Here is a 15,864-nt window from a genome sequence, read left to right on the forward strand (position 1 = left end):
CATGAGCCTTCATCCCGACATTGCAGCGCTGCTCGACATGATCCAGCTCGGAACAGAATCCGGCGCGCGCATTCCGTTTCCGCAGCTCACACCGGCGCAGGCGCGCGCCGATTTCGACGCGTCGTCGCCGTTGCTGGACGTCGATCCGCCGCCACTCGTGCATGAGAGACAGCTGATGCTTCCGGCGCGCGACGGAACGGCGATCGCCGCCCGGCTCTATGCGGACCGCACGCCCGATTGCGCCGAGCCGCTGCCGGTGCTGCTCTACATGCATGGCGGCGGCTTCGTCGTCGGCAGCCTCGATTCGCACCAGCCGCTGTGCCGCGGACTTGCGATCGACAGCGGCGTGGCCGTGTTGTCGATCGACTATCGGCTCGCGCCCGAGCATCGGTTTCCGACCGCGTTCGAGGATTGCGTCGATGCGCTCGCCTGGCTTGGACGCGAGGGGCCTGCCGCCGGCCTGGACCCGCGGCGCGTCGCCGTCGGCGGCGACAGCGCCGGCGGCACGCTGGCGGCGGCGCTGGCCATCGCGGCGCGCGACGATCGCGCCTTGCCGCAACCTTTGTTCCAGGTGCTGGCCTATCCCGGCCTCAGCCCGCAGCAGAGCTCGGAATCCTATGCGGCGTTTGGGTCGGGCTTTCTGCTCGAGCGCGAGACCGTGGACTGGTTCTTCAATCACTATCTGCGTCAGGAGGCAGACCGGCACGATTGGCGCTTCGCGCCACTGGCCGCGCCCGACCTCGCCGGCGTCGCGCCTGCGATGCTGCTGCTGCCCGAGTTCGATCCCCTGATCGCCGAGGGAAGGGATTATGCCGCGCGGCTGCGCGCGGCCGGCGTCGCCGTCGATCTGAAGATCTATCCCGGCATGATCCACGAATTCCTGCGCATGGGCAACGTCGTGCCGGACGCGCTACAGGCGCGCGCCGAAATCGGCGCCAGGCTCGCCGAAGTCTTTGCTCGGCAAACCGGAGTTGGCCGCTGATGACGACCTCATCCAATCCGGGGATGGTGCATGCCGGCAGCCTGCTGCGGCCGTACTGGAAGTTGGTTCTCTGCGGCCTCGTGCTCGGCCTCATCGGCGGCGCCAGCGTCGCCAGCCTGCTCGCGGTGGTGAACAGCGGGCTCTATGCCGGCTCCGGCGATGTCGGCAGCCTGGTCGCATCGTTTGCCGGCCTCTGCGTCCTGATCGTGATCGGATCGGTCGGCTCGGACATCAGCGCCAATGTTGTCGGCCAGCGCATCATCGCCTCGCTGCGCAAGTCGCTGGCCGCCAAGATCCTGATGGCGCCAATCGATCAGTTGGAGTCCTATCGCGCTCACCGGCTAATTCCCGTCCTGACCAAGGACGTCGATGCGATCAGCGATTTCGCCTTCTATTTCCCGGCCTTCCTGGTCTCCGGCGTCATCGTCGCCGGCTGCCTTGTCTATCTCGCTGTGCTGTCGTGGCCATTGTTCCTGATCGTGGCAGCGTTGATCGCGCTCGGATCGTTTGCGCACTTCCGCGCGCGCCAGCGCGGCCTGTCCGGGTTCAATCTCGCCCGCCAGTACGAGGACGATCTGCAGAAGCATTACCGGACGATCGCCGAGGGCGCCAAGGAGCTGCGTCTGCACCGCCCACGCCGGCATCACGTGCATGTCGATCTGATCCAGCGCACCATCGAGCGGATCAGCGACGTGCAGATCAGCGCCATCAATCTGCTGGTCACCACACGCGCGCTCGGCACCGTGATGCTGTTCCTGGTGATCGGGGCTGCGCTCGTGCTGCGGCCGCTGCTGTGGCCGGACAGTCCGCCGTCCGTATCCAGTGGATTCGTCCTCGTGCTGCTGTTCATGCGCGGACCGATCGATCAGCTCATCGGCATGCTGCCGTCGCTCGGGCGCGCGCAGGTCGCGATGCGGCGTATTGCCGAATTGTCCGAGCGTTTCGCAACCGCCGAGCAGGATCTGCTCGACGAGCCGGCGCAGTCCGCCGGCGAACGGGTCGGCTCGATCGAGCTGCGCGGCGTCTCCTACGCATTCCAGGCGGCTGCCGGAGACAATCCGTTCGTGCTCGGTCCGATCGATCTGCGCATCACCTGCGGCGAGATCATCTTCATCGTCGGCGAGAACGGCAGCGGCAAGACGACGCTGATCAAGCTGCTGCTGGGGCTCTATGTCCCCCATGAGGGAATGGTGCTGCGTGACGGCGTGCCCGTCGTCAGCGATACGCGGGACGACTATCGTCAGCTCTTCACCACTGTGTTCTCCGACTACTATCTGTTCGATACGCTGCTGCAACCCGGCAGCCAGGCGCCGGAAATCGCGCAGCGCTATCTCGATCGGCTGGAGCTCGCCCACAAGGTCTCGGTCGAGAACGGCGCGTTCTCGACGACGGATCTCTCGACCGGCCAGCGCAAGCGCCTCGCGCTGATCAATGCCTGGATCGAGGGCCGCCCGGTGCTGGTGTTCGACGAATGGGCCGCAGACCAGGATCCGGCGTTCCGTCACGTCTTCTATACCGAGCTGCTTGCCGACCTGAAGCGGCTCGGCAAGACGATCATCGTGATCTCGCATGACGACCGCTACTTCCACTGCGCGGACCGCATCGTTCGGCTCCGCGATGGACGGGTCGACGAGGCCGCGGCGTTCGTCAACGTCGCGATTGCAGGACGGGGTGGCGTCACGCCAGCCGTCGAGGGCGTGAGCGAGCCGCTTTGTAACTAATCTAGATCGAGAGCGGGCCATGCCTGCTTGTCTTCGGCGCGACGACAAATTTACATCTTGAACGGGAGCGGCTGGTGGCGAAGCACGTGCAGGTCAAAAGCGGTGAGGGGCGTATGAGCGCGAGCTTCGATGCAGGGAGTGGGGCCTTCCGGGCCGGAACGGATGTCGCGATGTCGGTCGTCCGCGATGATGAAAGTGTTCGCGTGATCGCCGGCGGCGAGTTGTTGCTGTCGTTCCGGTTCGACGGAGATCGGGGCACGGTTGCCATGTCCGGCGATGTGGGAGATCCCCGGCGCTTGGTGAGCGGGCTCTCCGCCGCCGCCGAGGCGCTGTTTGGCTGGCATCCGTCGCTCGACAGACTCGTCCTCGATCTGCGCGGGCGGCCGGCGGCCGCATCGACGTTGGCGCGCGATGGCCTCGCGGTGATCGTCGATGGCGCGCCCGTGCTTCTGCCGGAGATGCTGATGCAGCGGCGCGAGGCCTGGCTGTCGGATGCGGCCCGGCCGGCGTTTCCGCTGTCCTACGTGATGACCGGCGGCAAACGGCATCCGCGGCGGCCACCGAAGCCGGCCGGCCGGGTCTATTCGCGCTTCATTCCGTGGCTGTCGGACGTCGTCAGCTTTCGTGTGGTCGACATCGAACGCGATCTGGCACTGGTTCACCGCTGGCTCAACGATCCACGCGTGGATGCATTCTGGAACGAGGCGGGCGACCTCGACAAGCATCGCCAGTATCTTTCGAAGCTGCTGTCGGATCCGCACATGCTGCCGCTGATCGGCTGCTTCGGCGAGCGTCCCTTCGGCTATTTCGAGCTGTACTGGGCCAAGGAGAACCGCATCGCGCCGTTCTACGACGCCGACGACCACGATCGCGGCTGGCATGTGATCGTCGGTGAGGACGAGTTTCGCGGCCGCGACTTCATCACTGCGTGGTTGCCCTCGCTGATGCACTACATGTTCCTCGACGATCACCGCACCATGCGCATTGTCGGCGAGCCCGCGGCAGCTCACCTCCAGCAGCTGCGCAATCTCGACCGCGCCGGCTTTGCCCGGATCAAGAACTTCGACTTCCCGCACAAGCGAGCAACCCTGGTCATGTTGCTACGTGAACGGTTCTTTGCCGACCGGCTGTGGCAGCCGGCAGCGAAGGACGCGTCCCTCGAGACCCAACGCTGACGGAGCACCACCCATGTCGCATCAACTCGCCCCGGACTATGATGTCGTCGGCGTCGGCTTCGGGCCGTCCAACCTGTCATTGGCGATCGCGCTCGAGGATTGTGCCCGACAACGACGGCTGGATTGCCGCGCGCTGTTCGTCGAGCGGCAGCCGAGCTTCAAATGGCATGGCGGCATGCTGCTTCCCGGCAGCAACATGCAGATCTCTTTCCTCAAGGATCTGGTGTCGCTGCGCGATCCGACGAGCCCGTTCACCTTCATCAACTACTTGCACAAATCGGGCCGGTTGCTCGACTTCACCAATTGCAGGACGTTCTATCCCAGCAGGATCGAGTTCAACGACTATCTGCGCTGGGTTGCCGGCCAGTTCGACGCGATGGTCGAATATGGCGAGACGGTCGTTGCGGTCGAGCCGGTGAGCGCCGGCCAGTCCGTCGTCGCGCTCCGCGTAGTCACGCGGACCGGGGACGGGGCCGAGCAATCGCGCATCGCGCGCAACCTCGTGGTCGCGGTCGGCGGCGTGCCGCACGTTCCGGCCGTGTTTCAGTCGGTCGCCGGTGACCGAAGGGTCGTGCATACCAGCGGCTACCTCGATTCATCCGCGATCGCCGAGCTGAGCGGCCGGGCGCCGCGCGTGGCGGTGATCGGCGGCGGCCAGAGCGCGGCCGAGGTCACGCTCGACCTCAGCGAGCGGAATCCGAACGTACGGATCGATCTCGTGTTCCGTGGGCACGCGCTCAAGCCGTCCGACAGCAGCCCGTTCGTGAACGAGATCTTCAATCCCGACTATATCGATCATTTCCATTCGCGCGACGAGAGCCAGCGCGCCGCGATCATTCGCAGCTTCCGCAATACGAACTATGCCGTCGTCGACCCGGACCTGCTCGATCAGCTCTATCGCATGACCTATCAGCAGCGCGTCTGCGGCTCACGGCGGCTCGCACTCCACCCCCGTAGCGAGATCGTCGGCGCGCAGGCCGTCCGCGACGGAATTGCGCTCGAGCTTCTAAACAAGGACGAGGGCATCCGTCATCACGCGACCTATGACGCGATCGTGCTTGCCACCGGCTACGAGCGATCGCCGATCCCGGCCTTTCTCGATCCGATTAGCCGCTACATCGAGACCAGCGCGCTGGAGCGCGACTATCGTCTCCAGACCAGCCCCGGCTTTCGCCCGCAGGTCTATCTGCAGGGCTGCTCGGAAATCTCGCACGGTCTGAGCGACACGCTGTTGTCGGTGCTGCCGATGCGCGCCCACGAAATCACGGCGGCACTGTTGTCGAGCACGGGGACGCAACGCGGCGCAGAACAGGAGCCGCATTTGGCCGAGCGTGTCTACTCCTAGGCAGGTGGTGACCTGGTTCCGGGCCGGCGCGGAGCCCAGGCGATGGCCGTGAGGGAAATCGAGCGTCACGGCCGATGAGCATCGGTGATCGCTGTGAGTGCGCATGTTGCCGGCTGGCATCCTGAGCGGCAAGCAGGCACGGCGGAGGGCAGGACTGTCAAATGGCTGAGCCGCATTTGCCTGAGCGGGTCGTGAATATGTTGGTATCGAGTGAGCATGCGCGGCTGGTCGGCCGGACGCTGACCGAGCAGCGCGATTACATCGTCGATATCGCGACATTGCATACGCGCGATGAGCTGCTGCGGCGTTTCGGGGGCAATCGCGTCCTGCTGCGGCAGGTCGAGAAATGGCTCGGCTTTCACGGCCGCCGCCTTCGGCGGCCGGCCGAGAGCATCGACATCGTCATGTGCGGATTGGAGTTTCGCAAGCGGCGCATTCGGCGGTCACGGCCGGTGGCCCGGCGGCGCCCGCTGGATCCGAAGGTCGCTCCTCAGGAGCGAGGCTGACGATCCGGTTCGGGTCTGCCGAGGGCCCTCGGCGAGTGGGATGACGGCCGGGTTCTGGCTTCAGCCATGGCGCACGCAAGCCGCGAAGCGCCGGTTCGCCTTGCCCAGGACTGCCGCAACGGGACGGCCATAGGCAGGGCGCAGGGAGCGCGGCTGACCGGGATTTACAACAGCTCTGGTCGAAGGTCGCCTGCCAGCGCGGCGGGATAGCGAAGGGGACGCAACCAGGATGCGCGCGGCACTGTAGCGCCTGCCGGACGCGCGCGAACGACGTCCATAACCGCTGCCGAGACGCCGACAAAGGCGGCCTCGATGTCGTGTCCGTGCAGCGTCGGCGGGCAAATGCCAAATCCAAAATGGTGCCCCTGGCCGGAATCGAACCAGCACTCCTTGCGGAACTCGATTTTGAGTCGAGCGCGTCTACCAGTTCCGCCACAGGGGCATTCGCCTGAGCCCGTATTCAGGCCCCCAGCGAAGCGGGGCGGACTATAGCGGGCGGCGGGACGGGGTCAACCCGCACGGACGTGATGGGCTCTCATCTCGACAGGTTTCGCGCCCGGGAGTAGGAGCCGGGGACGGCACGGCGCGAGGCCGGGTACAGCCCATGGGGGACGACCGATGACCAATACCTCTGTGATGGACCGCGCGGCGGCGGGCGCCATGAGCCCGGCGGTGACGGCCGCGCTGCTCGCGGCGGGCATCGCGGCGGCGACCTTGGCCGGCGCCTGGTACATGCAACTGGTCTGGGGCCTGCAACCCTGCGAGCTCTGCCTGAAGCAGCGCTGGGCCTATTATGCCATCGTGCCCCTGGCGGTGCTCGTCGCAGGTCTCGCCGGCCGCGGCGCATCGCGCGGGCTGGTGCTGGCCGGGCTCGTCCTAATTGCACTGGCGGCGCTCGGCAATGCCGGGCTTGGCGTGTACCACTCCGGGGTCGAATGGGGGTTCTGGCCGGGGCCGACGGAATGCACCGGCCCGATCGGCAATCTCGGCAGTGCCGGCAGCCTGCTGGAGCGGCTGGACAGCGTTCGCGTCGTGCGCTGCGACGAGGTGCAGTGGCGTTTCCTTGGCCTGTCGCTGGCCGGCTACAGCGTGCTGATCTCGCTGCTGATCGCGGCGATCGCCGGCTGGGGGATCTGGCGCAAGCCGGCCGCCGCATAGCCTGATCTGAACGTAAAACGGGCTTTCCGAAAAACGCGATATTCAACAAAGGGATAGGATCTTGATGCGGCTCGACGTCATCGCGTCATGAGCTAGTCATCGACGTCCTCTTGCGGCCGCCCGAACAGATGGATGATGCCGGGGGTGGCGATCGTGACGAACACAAAGCGCGACAGGTGATGCGCGCCGACAAAGATCGGATCGATGTGCAGGGTCAGCGCCAGGGCCATCATCGCGTCCATCGCGCCTGGCGCGAACGCGACGATGGTGTCTGAGAAGCGCACATGGGTCACCAGCACGATGACGGTGACGAAAGCCGCTGAGATCGCAACCGCGATCGCGAACGAGCCGAGCGCCGCTTTGACATGGCTGAGCAGCGTCTTGACACGCATGCGCGCGAAGCGGCTGCCGATCAGCGCGCCGATGCCGATCAGGGCGATGCCGCGCATCCATTCCGGCAGGCCGCCCTCGACGAGGTCGGTGCCGTGCAGGATGCCGCTGGCGACCATGGCGCCGAACAGCCAGCTGGCCGGAAACTTGATCAGCTGCATCAGCATGGCGGCGACCAGCGATGCCACCAGCAGCGCCAGCAGGCCGAGCGACGAGGCGACCGGCTGGCCGAGCGAGACCGGGGCCGCTGGCGCGACGCCGGCCAGCGCCAGCACCAGCGGCAAGGCCGCGGTCAGGATGATCACCCGCAGGGTCTGCACCACGGCGATCGCGGGCAGGTCGGCGCCGCGCTCGACGGCCAGGATCGTGATCTGCGACAGCGCCCCGGGGCTGCCGGCGAGCAGCGCCGAGGTCCGGTCCCAGCCATGGACGCGCTGCAGATACAGGCTGGAGCCGAACGTGGCGCAGAAGGTTGCGAGCGCGAGCAGCCCTATCGTCAGCGGATAGGCACTGACGTGATTGATCAGCTCGCGCGAGACGACGGCGCCGATCGAGATGCCGAGCAGCAGCAGGATCGTCTGGGTCAGGATCGGCGGCATCGACAGCGGCCGTCCGGCGATCGCCGCGATCCCGGTCGCGATCATCGCGCCGGAGATCAACCCTCCCGGCAGATGTGCCACGAGAAAGATCAACCCGCCGGCGGTGCCGAGAGCGAGCGTCTCGAGCGCGCTCAGGGTCTTGGCGCGACTCGGCAGGTCGAAGGTCAGGGAAGAGATGATCTGGCGCACGCCGCCTTATGCCAAAAGCGCGGTTTGGGAACAATTCCCGCGGTCGCGGAGGCGCCATGCATTCCCGGCGCCGGCGATGCGGCCCCTCGCGGTCATTTCGGTTTGTCGGCCGGCGTCGCCGCTGCTGCTGCCGCGGCCTTGTCGCGCTTGCAGGCGGACCGGAATTTGCCCCGTGCCCGGCCCTTGAGCCCCTGGTCGTCGGCCTCCTTGGAGCACGCCACCGAGATCGCCCGACGCGCCGGCTTGTCCATGGTGGCGAATTTGTCGGTGGCCGCATCAGGCCGTCCCGGCAGAGCCAGGCCGGGTTGGGACGACGCGGGCCCCGCCGCCAACAGGACGGCGATCGCGGCGGTTGCAGCAGCCGCGCGGGCAGTGAATGTCATACTGAATTCCTCGAACGAAACGCGCGGGCTGGAGTCCGCCGATACTGAACCCTCAGTGAATGGAATGAGCCGGATCGGCGTGTGACGCAAATTATATTTTCGTTGCGGCACGGCCGGGGCTGCTTTGTCGCCCGCAGCTGTCTGGCTAGGATCGTGGCCCCATTCATCATGCTCCATAGGGAGATCGAGGATGAGTTTCTACGCAAAATCTTTGGTTGCGGTCACCGCTCTCAGCCTGGCTGCCTTTGCCGCCGCGCCGGCGAAGGCGCTGACCATGCAGGAATGCAGCGCCAAGTATAAGCAGGCCAAGGACGCCGGCACGCTCAACGGTCAGAAGTGGAACGACTTCCGCAAAGCCCAATGCGGCAGCGATTCCACGGCCGCGGCGCCGGCCGCGCCCGCGGCTCCGGCGGCCCCCGCCGCCGAGGCCAAGCCGGCCAAGGAGAGCAAAGCCGCGGCCAAGGAGGCCGCACCGGCCGCCGCGCCGAGCGGCCCGGCCGTGTTTCCGAATGCGGTGGATCCGAAATACGCCAAGGAGACCCCAGGCAAGGCGCGCATGCACACCTGCGTCGACCAGTACAATGCCAACAAGGCCACCAACGCCAATGGCGGCATGAAGTGGATCGAGAAGGGCGGCGGCTATTACAGCGAGTGCTCGAAGAAGCTGAAGGGCGCGGCCTGAGCAGAGCCCGATTTGAGCTTGCCGGCGGCCGGATGCATCATGCGCCGGCCGCCGCCGATTTCTGGAGAAGGTCGCCGCTTGCAATTCGCGCTGGCCTGACCAACAACATCCGCGATGATCGCAAGCCTCGGCCTCATCCTGCTGTGCCAACTGATCGGTGAAGTCATCGTCCGCAGTCTGGCCCTGCCGCTGCCCGGACCCGTGCTCGGCCTGGTCCTGCTGCTGGTGCTTCTGTTGCTGCGAGACAGAGTCCGGTTTCTGGCGATCGGCCCGCTCGCCACCGATAGCGACGCGGGACGGATCGAGGGCGTCAGCCGCGTTCTGCTCGCCAATCTGTCGCTGCTGTTCGTGCCGGCCGGGGTGGGGGTCGTGCAGAAGCTCGATCTCATCGCAGCCCATGGCCTCGCCATCGCGGTCGTTCTGCTGCTCTCGGTGGTGATCACTCTGCTGGTGACGGTCGCAGCCTTCGTCGCGACGAGCCGGCTGCTGGCGCCGAAGCGGGACCGGTCATGAGCGCGAACCCGTTCTCGCTCTGGGTCTATCTTGCGCAGTCGCCGCTGCTGTGGCTCACCGTCACGCTGGTGATCTACGCCGTGACGGATGCGGTATCGCTGCGCACGCGCAGGCATCCGCTCGCGAATCCGGTGTTGCACGCGATGTGGATCGTCGCCGCCTTCCTGCTTCTGACCGGCACGCCCTACACGACCTATTTCGCCGGTGCGCAATTCGTGCATTTCCTGCTCGGGCCGGCCACCGTGGCGCTTGCCGTGCCGCTCTACCAGAACCGCGGGATCGTGCTGCAGGCCATCGTGCCGATGCTGGCTGCGCTCATTGTCGGTTCGATCACCGCGATCGTGTCGGTGATCCTGCTGGCCGAAGCCTTCGGTCTGCCGCAAGATGTCGTGCTGTCGCTGGCGCCGAAATCCGTCACGGCCGGCGTCGCCATGGGGATCAGCGAGTCGCTGCACGCAGATCCGTCGCTGACGGCCGTGGCCGTCGTGCTCACCGGCATTATCGGGGCGGTGATCGTCACGCCGCTGATGAATAGCACCGGCATCACCGATTTCCGCGCCCGGGGATTTGCAGCGGGTCTCGCAGCGCACGGCATCGGAACGGCGCGCGCGTTCCAGGTCGATGCGCTTGCCGGCACCTTCTCCGGTATCGCCATGAGCCTGAACGCGCTGGTGACGTCGTTTCTCGTTCCAATCGCGATCACGCTGTTGGTCCGGTGAATTTCGGGCTTGCCTTGGCGGCTCGGAAGTGAACCTGCTGCGGCCATGATCTCTGCGACTCAAGGTGTGCTGGGCCTGTTGTGCGGCGCGATGGTCGGGTTCTCGCTCGGTCTCGTCGGCGGCGGCGGCTCGGTGCTGGCGGTGCCGTTGATGGTCTATGTGGTCGGCGTGCCGGAGCCGCATATCGCGATCGGCTCCAGCGCGATCGCAGTCGCCACCAATGCCGCGGTCAACCTCGTCAATCATGCCCGCGGCGGCACCGTGATCTGGCCGATCGCGGCGTTGTTTGCTGTGGCTGGGATCGTCGGCGCGTTCGGCGGCTCGCTGCTCGGCAAGATGGTCGACGGCCAGAAGCTCCTGGCTTTGTTCGCGCTGGTGATGATGGTGATCGCCATGCTGATGCTGAAGACGCGCGCCCGCGTCGGCATTCCCGACGTGAAGATGAGCATGGCCAATTTTCCGGCCATTCTCGGCTTCGGGCTCGCCACCGGGACGCTGTCCGGCTTCTTCGGCATCGGCGGCGGCTTCCTGATCGTGCCGGCCTTGATGGCCGCGACGGGCATGCCGATCATGAATGCGGTGAGCTCGTCGCTGGTGGCCGTCACCACTTTCGGACTGACCACCGCGGCGAGCTACGCCTGGTCGGGGCTCGTCGCCTGGGATCTGGCCGGCCTCTTTATCGCGGGTGGGATCGCCGGCGGCCTTGCCGGCACCCGTCTGGCGCGCCATCTTGCCGAGCGGCGTGGCGCATTGAACGTGGTGTTTTCGATCGTGATCGCGGCGGTGGCGCTTTATATGCTCACGCGCAGCCTATTGCATATCTGGAGCTGATCTTGATGACACGCGGCCCATCGGATTTGACCATGTTCGACACCAATCGGCGCGGCGTTCTCGGTGCCTTAGGCGCTGGCGTTGCGCTGTCCCTGTGGCCGCGTGCAAGCCGCGCGCAGGAGGCCGACGAGCCGGACGAAGCCTCGGTGCTGCGCGACCCCGATGCGCCGGTGCTCGGCAACGCGGCAGGCGACATCGCGATCGTCGAATGGTTCGACTACAATTGTCCGTATTGCCGCAAGCTCGATCCCGAACTGCACCAGGTCGTGCATGACGACGGCAAGGTACGCTGGGTCCTGAAGGAGTGGCCGATCCTCGGGCCGGTGTCGGTCGTCGCGGCGCGGATGGCGCTGGCCTGCAAATATCAGGACAAATACGCCAGGGCGCATGAGGCCCTGATCGGCACCAGTTCCAAGCTGACGGAGCCGCGGATCGACGAGCTTCTTTCCGAGGCAGGCATCGATGTCGATCGCGCCAAGCGCGATCTCGCTGCCAACGCCAAGGCCATCGACGCCATGCTGGCGCGGAACGACAAGCAAGCGCGCGGGCTGCGCTTTCGCGGCACGCCGTCCTTCATCGTGGGCAAGTTCAGGGTGCCGGGCGTGCTGACAATGGCGCAGTTCGAGCAGGTGATCGCCGATGCGCGCAAAGCCGCGGCCGCCAAATAGGCGGCGTTGCGATTTGACAAGCAAAGGGCGCCTTGACCCGGAGGTCGAGGCGCCCTGGAAATGACAGCGCTGCGTGCGTGACTTTGCCGGCGTCAGTTAGCGCCTGTTACTTGGACGAGATGCGCACCCAATCGTCATGCGCGCGGGTCTTCAGCGAATTCCAGCTGTCCGCGGCGACGTCCCAGTTCACGATGGTCCGGCGGCTCTGCGCGGTCGGCCCGTTGGCGACCTCCGAGGTCTGCATCGAATCATGGATGTAGACTCCGAATCCGAGCAGTAGCGCACCCAGGATCATTCCCACGAATGTCCGCATGATCATGTTCTCCAGTGTGACGGCCGACAACGCCGCCGCCCTAGCTTGGTTCCGCCATCACGGCGGAAGGTTCAGGCGCGATTGCACCGACTAAGTGCGTGGTTTTTCGGGACGCGATTCTGGCGCGGATGTGACCAGATTGAGCGATTTGAGCTCGTCGGGCTTGAACGTGAACAGCTGGTCATGCGGCGTTTCCATCGCATGCACCCAGACCTTCAGATCGATGCCCATATCGGCCAGGTGGCGCTGGCAGCGTGCCGAGATGTTCTGCGCCCGGCTCATGTCGTCGCCGGATCGCGCCGCGCTGGCGGTTCGGACGGCGGCAATCTGGTGCACGCCGATCACGGCGCGCTCGCCGGCGCGTCGCTCGATGCCGCCGGCGAAAACGAGCGGACAGGATGAGGCGCAATATTTGCCGGCCTCGATCTCCGTCGCGAATTTGCGTGTGCGGATGAGCCGGCCCATCGCAAGCGCATCCGCGACCGAGCCGCCCGGCGAGTTCAGCACGACGGTCCTGATATATTCGCCGTGCCGTTCGACCTCCTCCGTGAAGGCGCGTGCGCTGCCGGGCGTGATCGTGCCCGTCGCATAGAGCCGTCCGCCGCCGCGCAGCTCGAGGCTGAGCGGCTGCTCCAGCGCGGGATCGCCGGTCGGCAGCGCCATCAGCCGCTTCAACAGCGGCGCCAGCACCGAGGGCGTCTCCGGCTGTTCGGGCTGGATGTCGAGCTGAGGCGATGCTGCGTCGGAGCCGAGCCCGGTGTGATTGATCTCGACGAGATCGGCCGCAAGCACGGCAATGCTGACGACGAGGACAGCGCGAAAGATCCAGCGCAGGATGCTTTCGTCGGGATTGCCGGCGAGCCATGCATGGAGGTGCCGATGCAGAGCGGACCCCACGGGATTACTTCCCGATCCGGGCCGACGATAGCGACGTGACGTTCTCATCGCCGGCAGCCGCCGTAGCTGGTGCGGGCGGTTCGACCGCCATCGCCGCAGCCGGTTCGCCGGAGGTCGAGACGGGCCGTGCCTCGGCCGCTCGCCGTGCGTCCTCGACCTCGCGTGCGATCTGCAGGGCCGTGACAAGGTCGCTTGCGGTCAGGCTGGACGCGCTCGCGACCGGCAGACCTTCACGGCGGATCGCGGCATGCACGACGCAGAGGATCAGGACCAGCACCGCTGGCATGAGGTCGATGGAGATTGCACCGGCCCAGCTCGGAATGAAGTCGCCGGCATAGCGCAGCACCGCTTCGGCCGGCGACAAGCTCTGGAACCGGGTCGGCTCGATGCGCGGCAGCGCCAGGATCTTGTCCGCGGCATCCGCAAGCGATGCCGCCTGGGTCGCAATCGCGCCTTCGACCTTGCCGACCACGGCGGTCTGCCGCTCGGCGAGATCGCCGCTGCGTCCGCCGGCGGCTGGAGCGATGAAGCCCGACGACAGCGAGGTCGCAGCGCGCTTCACCGCGGGCGCGACCGAGGTCTGCTGCAGATTGGCGATCACGCCCATCAGGTTCAGCGACTCCGTGGCGAAGGCGTCGCTGCGCGTGGCGATCGGGCCGCGGTCGGAGATCAGCTCGCGCATCTTGGCGAGGCTCTTGCTACCCTGCTCATAAAGCCCGGAGACGCGCTTGCCGGATTCCTGCACCTGTTGTCCGAGCCCGTCGAGCTGTGTCGACATCTGGCTGAGCAACTGCACGACCGTGCCCGAACCCGAGGTGCCGGTGAGTGAGCCGGCGCGCTCCGCTTCCGCGAGCTTGGCGAAGCGGGACGAGGCGAGCTGGATGTCGGGAAGCAGGCTCTGCGCCGCAATCGCCTGGCTGTTGGCCCGGTCGAGATCGCGCGTGTAGTTCTGCACCGTGATCGCAAGGTGCTGCTGGATTGCGGCGGCGCCGGCCAGCGCCGAGGCATTCAGCCAGGACGACATCGCGACGATCATCAGCGAGCCCAGCAGCATGCAGCCGGCCATCAGCAGCCGTCCGACCAGGCTGGTGACGTGCGGCATGAACTGCATCATGAACACCCAGAAGGCGTAGATGCCGACCGAGACCGCGACGGAATAGATGACTGCGGCGAAGAACACCGTGGTTGCGCTGCCATTGAGCAGCTCGCGAACGCCAAGATAAGTGTAGACGCCGGCGGCGAGCGCCAGGATCGCCGTGGTGAGCTTGAGCGTGATCTCGAGACGGTTCACGCCATTGGCGAGCAGGACGGCGGTGGGCCGGGCGGACGACAGCGCCACGGGCGTGGAAAGCGAGGGCATGAGCGGACCTTCGGCGGCATCAAGACCGCCCTGAGCAGCGCCCCCGCTGTTTGGTTAAGGATCAAGTCATGCGACCAAATCCCGACGACATTGTGTCCCCTGGGTTACCGAACCGTCATGCGGATGGCCCGCTGGATGCAGCGTGCGCGTGAATCAGCTCGTCAGCCAGCGCAGCAGCTCGACGTTCACTTCGCGCGGATAGCAATGGCTGAGATCGTCGATCTCGCGATAGACGACATCGGCGCCCGACTTGGCCAGCGCATCCCGCGTGTGCCGCGCGACCTCGACCGGGAACATCCAGTCGAGCTGGCCATGGACGATCTGGATCGGCAGTCCGCGCAGACGATCGCGGTCGGCAATCTGGGCCATCAACGGATGGAAGGTCGCCGCGATGGGAGCGAGGTGGGTGAACGGCGAGCTGTGCTCCAGGCCGCTGACATAGCAGAACGTGCCGCCATCGCTCATCCCGGTCAGCAGCATCCGCGCGGGATCGATCGCCACCCGGCTGCGCACGAGATCGAGGATGCGCACCAGATTCGGCGTGTCGGCGTCGTCCCCCATCAATGCCCAGGTCGGACCCATCGCGGTCGGCGTCACCAGGATGGCGCCGAGGCTGCGCGCCGCGCGCAGCCAGCTCCACAGGAAATCGCGTCCATTGCCGCTGCCGCCATGCAACGCCATGACCAGCGGCCAGGCACGATCGGCCGTGTAGTATTCCGGCACGTAGAGCGAGAAGCCGCCCCGGTTGCCGATCTCATTGTGGTCGTGAAAGACGGTGTCCTTGCCGGCCGACGACGCTGCCAGCAGCTGGCGCAACGTGTCGTCCTGCTCGAACGTCGGTTCCAGGAAGAATTCGCTCAGCGGCGGCAACGTCGCCGCCAGCGGAAACAGCGCCTCGAGCGCGCGCGGCAGCTGGCGCAGCGCGCGGTACACATCGATCAGATCACCTTCGCCACGCTGGACGGCGCGCAGGCCCGCAAACGACGCCAGCGCTGCCTCAGCAGCGGTGTCGAAGGCGATGCGGATATGGGCAAAATCGGCCGGCCATGCGGTGAGGTGGGACCGCGCGGTGTGCAGGACCTGATCGGGATCACCGATCTCGGTCATCACCTGGTCGAAATCCGGCGGGTTCAGATAACGCGCAACATAGGACAGAGCTTCGAGCGTCTGGAGCAGCGGCGGCAACACGATGAGGATGTCGTCCACCACGGCTTCTGTCATGCGGGTCTCCCTGGCCGAGCGGCCGAACTGTATCACCCGCTTACCCGCGAGCGCCTGCATGCAAACGCAAAATCGGAGGTGCGGGCAATGATCATTTTCCGAACGCGGCGGTTCCACGTCCCGGTAGGCCGCTCGGAGCCTCATAGCGATCGCTGTCGGCGGCCGATCGAGGCGGGCGGCGATGCGCGGTGTCTCCAGGGGACTGCGCCCAA

General features: G+C 66.2%; 17 protein-coding genes and 1 tRNA gene. 11 read left to right on the plus strand and 7 right to left on the minus strand.

Translation table 11 applies throughout. The features are described from left to right. Position 1: 1 nt before the first annotated feature. The 5 genes from BBTA_RS05135 (at position 2) to BBTA_RS05155 (ending at position 5,729) form a co-directional block, all read left to right on the plus strand. The gene (locus tag BBTA_RS05135; RefSeq protein ID WP_041751250.1) at positions 2-982 is read left to right on the plus strand and encodes an alpha/beta hydrolase; all 981 of its coding nucleotides are present in this window, start codon (positions 2-4) and stop codon (positions 980-982) included. Beyond that, on the plus strand, positions 982-2,703 hold the full coding sequence (locus tag BBTA_RS05140; RefSeq protein WP_041750349.1) for a cyclic peptide export ABC transporter: 1,722 nt from the start codon (positions 982-984) through the stop codon (positions 2,701-2,703). The genes BBTA_RS05135 and BBTA_RS05140 overlap by 1 nt, the downstream gene beginning before the upstream one ends. Positions 2,704-2,777: 74 nt before the next feature. Beyond that, positions 2,778-3,878 carry a GNAT family N-acetyltransferase gene (locus BBTA_RS05145; protein ID WP_012041389.1) on the plus strand — a complete coding sequence of 367 codons (1,101 nt, stop codon included), beginning with the start codon at positions 2,778-2,780 and terminating at the stop codon, positions 3,876-3,878. Between the two features lie 13 nt (positions 3,879-3,891). Then, positions 3,892-5,223: a lysine N(6)-hydroxylase/L-ornithine N(5)-oxygenase family protein gene (locus BBTA_RS05150; protein ID WP_012041390.1), complete on the plus strand. Its 1,332-nt coding sequence runs from the start codon at positions 3,892-3,894 to the stop codon at positions 5,221-5,223. A 161-nt stretch (positions 5,224-5,384) separates the two neighbouring features. Then, complete coding sequence (locus BBTA_RS05155; RefSeq protein WP_049795312.1) at positions 5,385-5,729, plus strand: hypothetical protein; 345 nt, start codon at positions 5,385-5,387, stop codon at positions 5,727-5,729. A gap of 357 nt (positions 5,730-6,086) precedes the next feature. On the opposite strand, the gene BBTA_RS05160 is transcribed toward BBTA_RS05155, so the two are convergent. Beyond that, positions 6,087-6,171, minus strand: a tRNA-Leu gene (locus BBTA_RS05160). 176 nt (positions 6,172-6,347) lie between these two features. On the opposite strand from BBTA_RS05160, the gene BBTA_RS05165 reads away from it, so the two are divergent. Further along, entirely contained in the window at positions 6,348-6,887 is a 540-nt protein-coding gene (locus tag BBTA_RS05165; RefSeq protein WP_049795313.1) for a disulfide bond formation protein B, read from the plus strand. Positions 6,888-6,979: 92 nt separating this feature from the next. On the opposite strand, the gene BBTA_RS05170 is transcribed toward BBTA_RS05165, so the two are convergent. Together BBTA_RS05170 and BBTA_RS05175 are read right to left on the minus strand one after the other, a co-directional pair. Further along, complete coding sequence (locus tag BBTA_RS05170) at positions 6,980-8,065, minus strand: AbrB family transcriptional regulator (protein WP_012041393.1); 1,086 nt, start codon at positions 8,063-8,065, stop codon at positions 6,980-6,982. A 92-nt stretch (positions 8,066-8,157) separates the two neighbouring features. Next, positions 8,158-8,448: a hypothetical protein gene (locus tag BBTA_RS05175; protein WP_012041394.1), complete on the minus strand. Its 291-nt coding sequence runs from the start codon at positions 8,446-8,448 to the stop codon at positions 8,158-8,160. A 190-nt stretch (positions 8,449-8,638) separates the two neighbouring features. Here BBTA_RS05175 and BBTA_RS05180 point away from each other — a divergent pair, with 190 nt between their 5' ends. From BBTA_RS05180 to BBTA_RS05200, 5 genes are all read left to right on the plus strand, one after another. Then, on the plus strand, positions 8,639-9,130 hold the full coding sequence (locus tag BBTA_RS05180) for a hypothetical protein (protein WP_012041395.1): 492 nt from the start codon (positions 8,639-8,641) through the stop codon (positions 9,128-9,130). Between the two features lie 114 nt (positions 9,131-9,244). Beyond that, positions 9,245-9,643 carry a CidA/LrgA family protein gene (locus BBTA_RS05185; RefSeq protein WP_012041396.1) on the plus strand — a complete coding sequence of 133 codons (399 nt, stop codon included), beginning with the start codon at positions 9,245-9,247 and terminating at the stop codon, positions 9,641-9,643. Then, on the plus strand, positions 9,640-10,362 hold the full coding sequence (locus BBTA_RS05190) for an LrgB family protein (RefSeq protein ID WP_012041397.1): 723 nt from the start codon (positions 9,640-9,642) through the stop codon (positions 10,360-10,362). The genes BBTA_RS05185 and BBTA_RS05190 overlap by 4 nt, the downstream gene beginning before the upstream one ends. A 45-nt stretch (positions 10,363-10,407) precedes the next feature. Next, positions 10,408-11,193 carry a sulfite exporter TauE/SafE family protein gene (locus BBTA_RS05195; protein WP_012041398.1) on the plus strand — a complete coding sequence of 262 codons (786 nt, stop codon included), beginning with the start codon at positions 10,408-10,410 and terminating at the stop codon, positions 11,191-11,193. A gap of 32 nt (positions 11,194-11,225) precedes the next feature. Further along, complete coding sequence (locus BBTA_RS05200) at positions 11,226-11,861, plus strand: DsbA family protein (protein ID WP_012041399.1); 636 nt, start codon at positions 11,226-11,228, stop codon at positions 11,859-11,861. A 106-nt stretch (positions 11,862-11,967) separates the two neighbouring features. Here the strand turns inward: BBTA_RS05200 and BBTA_RS05205 are convergent, their stop codons facing one another. The 4 genes from BBTA_RS05205 to BBTA_RS05220 all read right to left on the minus strand — a co-directional run bounded on the left by BBTA_RS05205 (position 11,968) and on the right by BBTA_RS05220 (position 15,652). Further along, positions 11,968-12,174: a hypothetical protein gene (locus tag BBTA_RS05205; RefSeq protein WP_012041400.1), complete on the minus strand. Its 207-nt coding sequence runs from the start codon at positions 12,172-12,174 to the stop codon at positions 11,968-11,970. A 90-nt stretch (positions 12,175-12,264) separates the two neighbouring features. Continuing rightward, entirely contained in the window at positions 12,265-13,071 is an 807-nt protein-coding gene (locus BBTA_RS05210) for a hypothetical protein (RefSeq protein ID WP_012041401.1), read from the minus strand. A gap of 4 nt (positions 13,072-13,075) precedes the next feature. Then, positions 13,076-14,431 carry a hypothetical protein gene (locus BBTA_RS05215; protein WP_012041402.1) on the minus strand — a complete coding sequence of 452 codons (1,356 nt, stop codon included), beginning with the start codon at positions 14,429-14,431 and terminating at the stop codon, positions 13,076-13,078. Between the two features lie 153 nt (positions 14,432-14,584). Next, on the minus strand, positions 14,585-15,652 hold the full coding sequence (locus BBTA_RS05220; protein WP_012041403.1) for a phospholipase: 1,068 nt from the start codon (positions 15,650-15,652) through the stop codon (positions 14,585-14,587). Between the last annotated feature and the right edge of the window lie 212 nt (positions 15,653-15,864).

This window comes from Bradyrhizobium sp. BTAi1, from assembly GCF_000015165.1.
GTDB classification, from domain to species: Bacteria; Pseudomonadota; Alphaproteobacteria; order Rhizobiales; family Xanthobacteraceae; genus Bradyrhizobium; species Bradyrhizobium denitrificans.

Coding starts and splice junctions, on each gene's coding strand:
- BBTA_RS05135 (WP_041751250.1), top strand. CDS start 2: ATGAGCCTTCATCCCGACATTGCAGCGCTGCTCGACATGATCCAGCTC.
- BBTA_RS05215 (WP_012041402.1), bottom strand. CDS start 14,431: ATGCCCTCGCTTTCCACGCCCGTGGCGCTGTCGTCCGCCCGGCCCACC.
- BBTA_RS05150 (WP_012041390.1), top strand. CDS start 3,892: ATGTCGCATCAACTCGCCCCGGACTATGATGTCGTCGGCGTCGGCTTC.
- BBTA_RS05180 (WP_012041395.1), top strand. CDS start 8,639: ATGAGTTTCTACGCAAAATCTTTGGTTGCGGTCACCGCTCTCAGCCTG.
- BBTA_RS05195 (WP_012041398.1), top strand. CDS start 10,408: ATGATCTCTGCGACTCAAGGTGTGCTGGGCCTGTTGTGCGGCGCGATG.
- BBTA_RS05165 (WP_049795313.1), top strand. CDS start 6,348: ATGACCAATACCTCTGTGATGGACCGCGCGGCGGCGGGCGCCATGAGC.
- BBTA_RS05200 (WP_012041399.1), top strand. CDS start 11,226: ATGTTCGACACCAATCGGCGCGGCGTTCTCGGTGCCTTAGGCGCTGGC.
- BBTA_RS05205 (WP_012041400.1), bottom strand. CDS start 12,174: ATGCGGACATTCGTGGGAATGATCCTGGGTGCGCTACTGCTCGGATTC.
- BBTA_RS05190 (WP_012041397.1), top strand. CDS start 9,640: ATGAGCGCGAACCCGTTCTCGCTCTGGGTCTATCTTGCGCAGTCGCCG.
- BBTA_RS05140 (WP_041750349.1), top strand. CDS start 982: ATGACGACCTCATCCAATCCGGGGATGGTGCATGCCGGCAGCCTGCTG.
- BBTA_RS05220 (WP_012041403.1), bottom strand. CDS start 15,652: ATGACAGAAGCCGTGGTGGACGACATCCTCATCGTGTTGCCGCCGCTG.
- BBTA_RS05155 (WP_049795312.1), top strand. CDS start 5,385: ATGGCTGAGCCGCATTTGCCTGAGCGGGTCGTGAATATGTTGGTATCG.
- BBTA_RS05175 (WP_012041394.1), bottom strand. CDS start 8,448: ATGACATTCACTGCCCGCGCGGCTGCTGCAACCGCCGCGATCGCCGTC.
- BBTA_RS05185 (WP_012041396.1), top strand. CDS start 9,245: ATGATCGCAAGCCTCGGCCTCATCCTGCTGTGCCAACTGATCGGTGAA.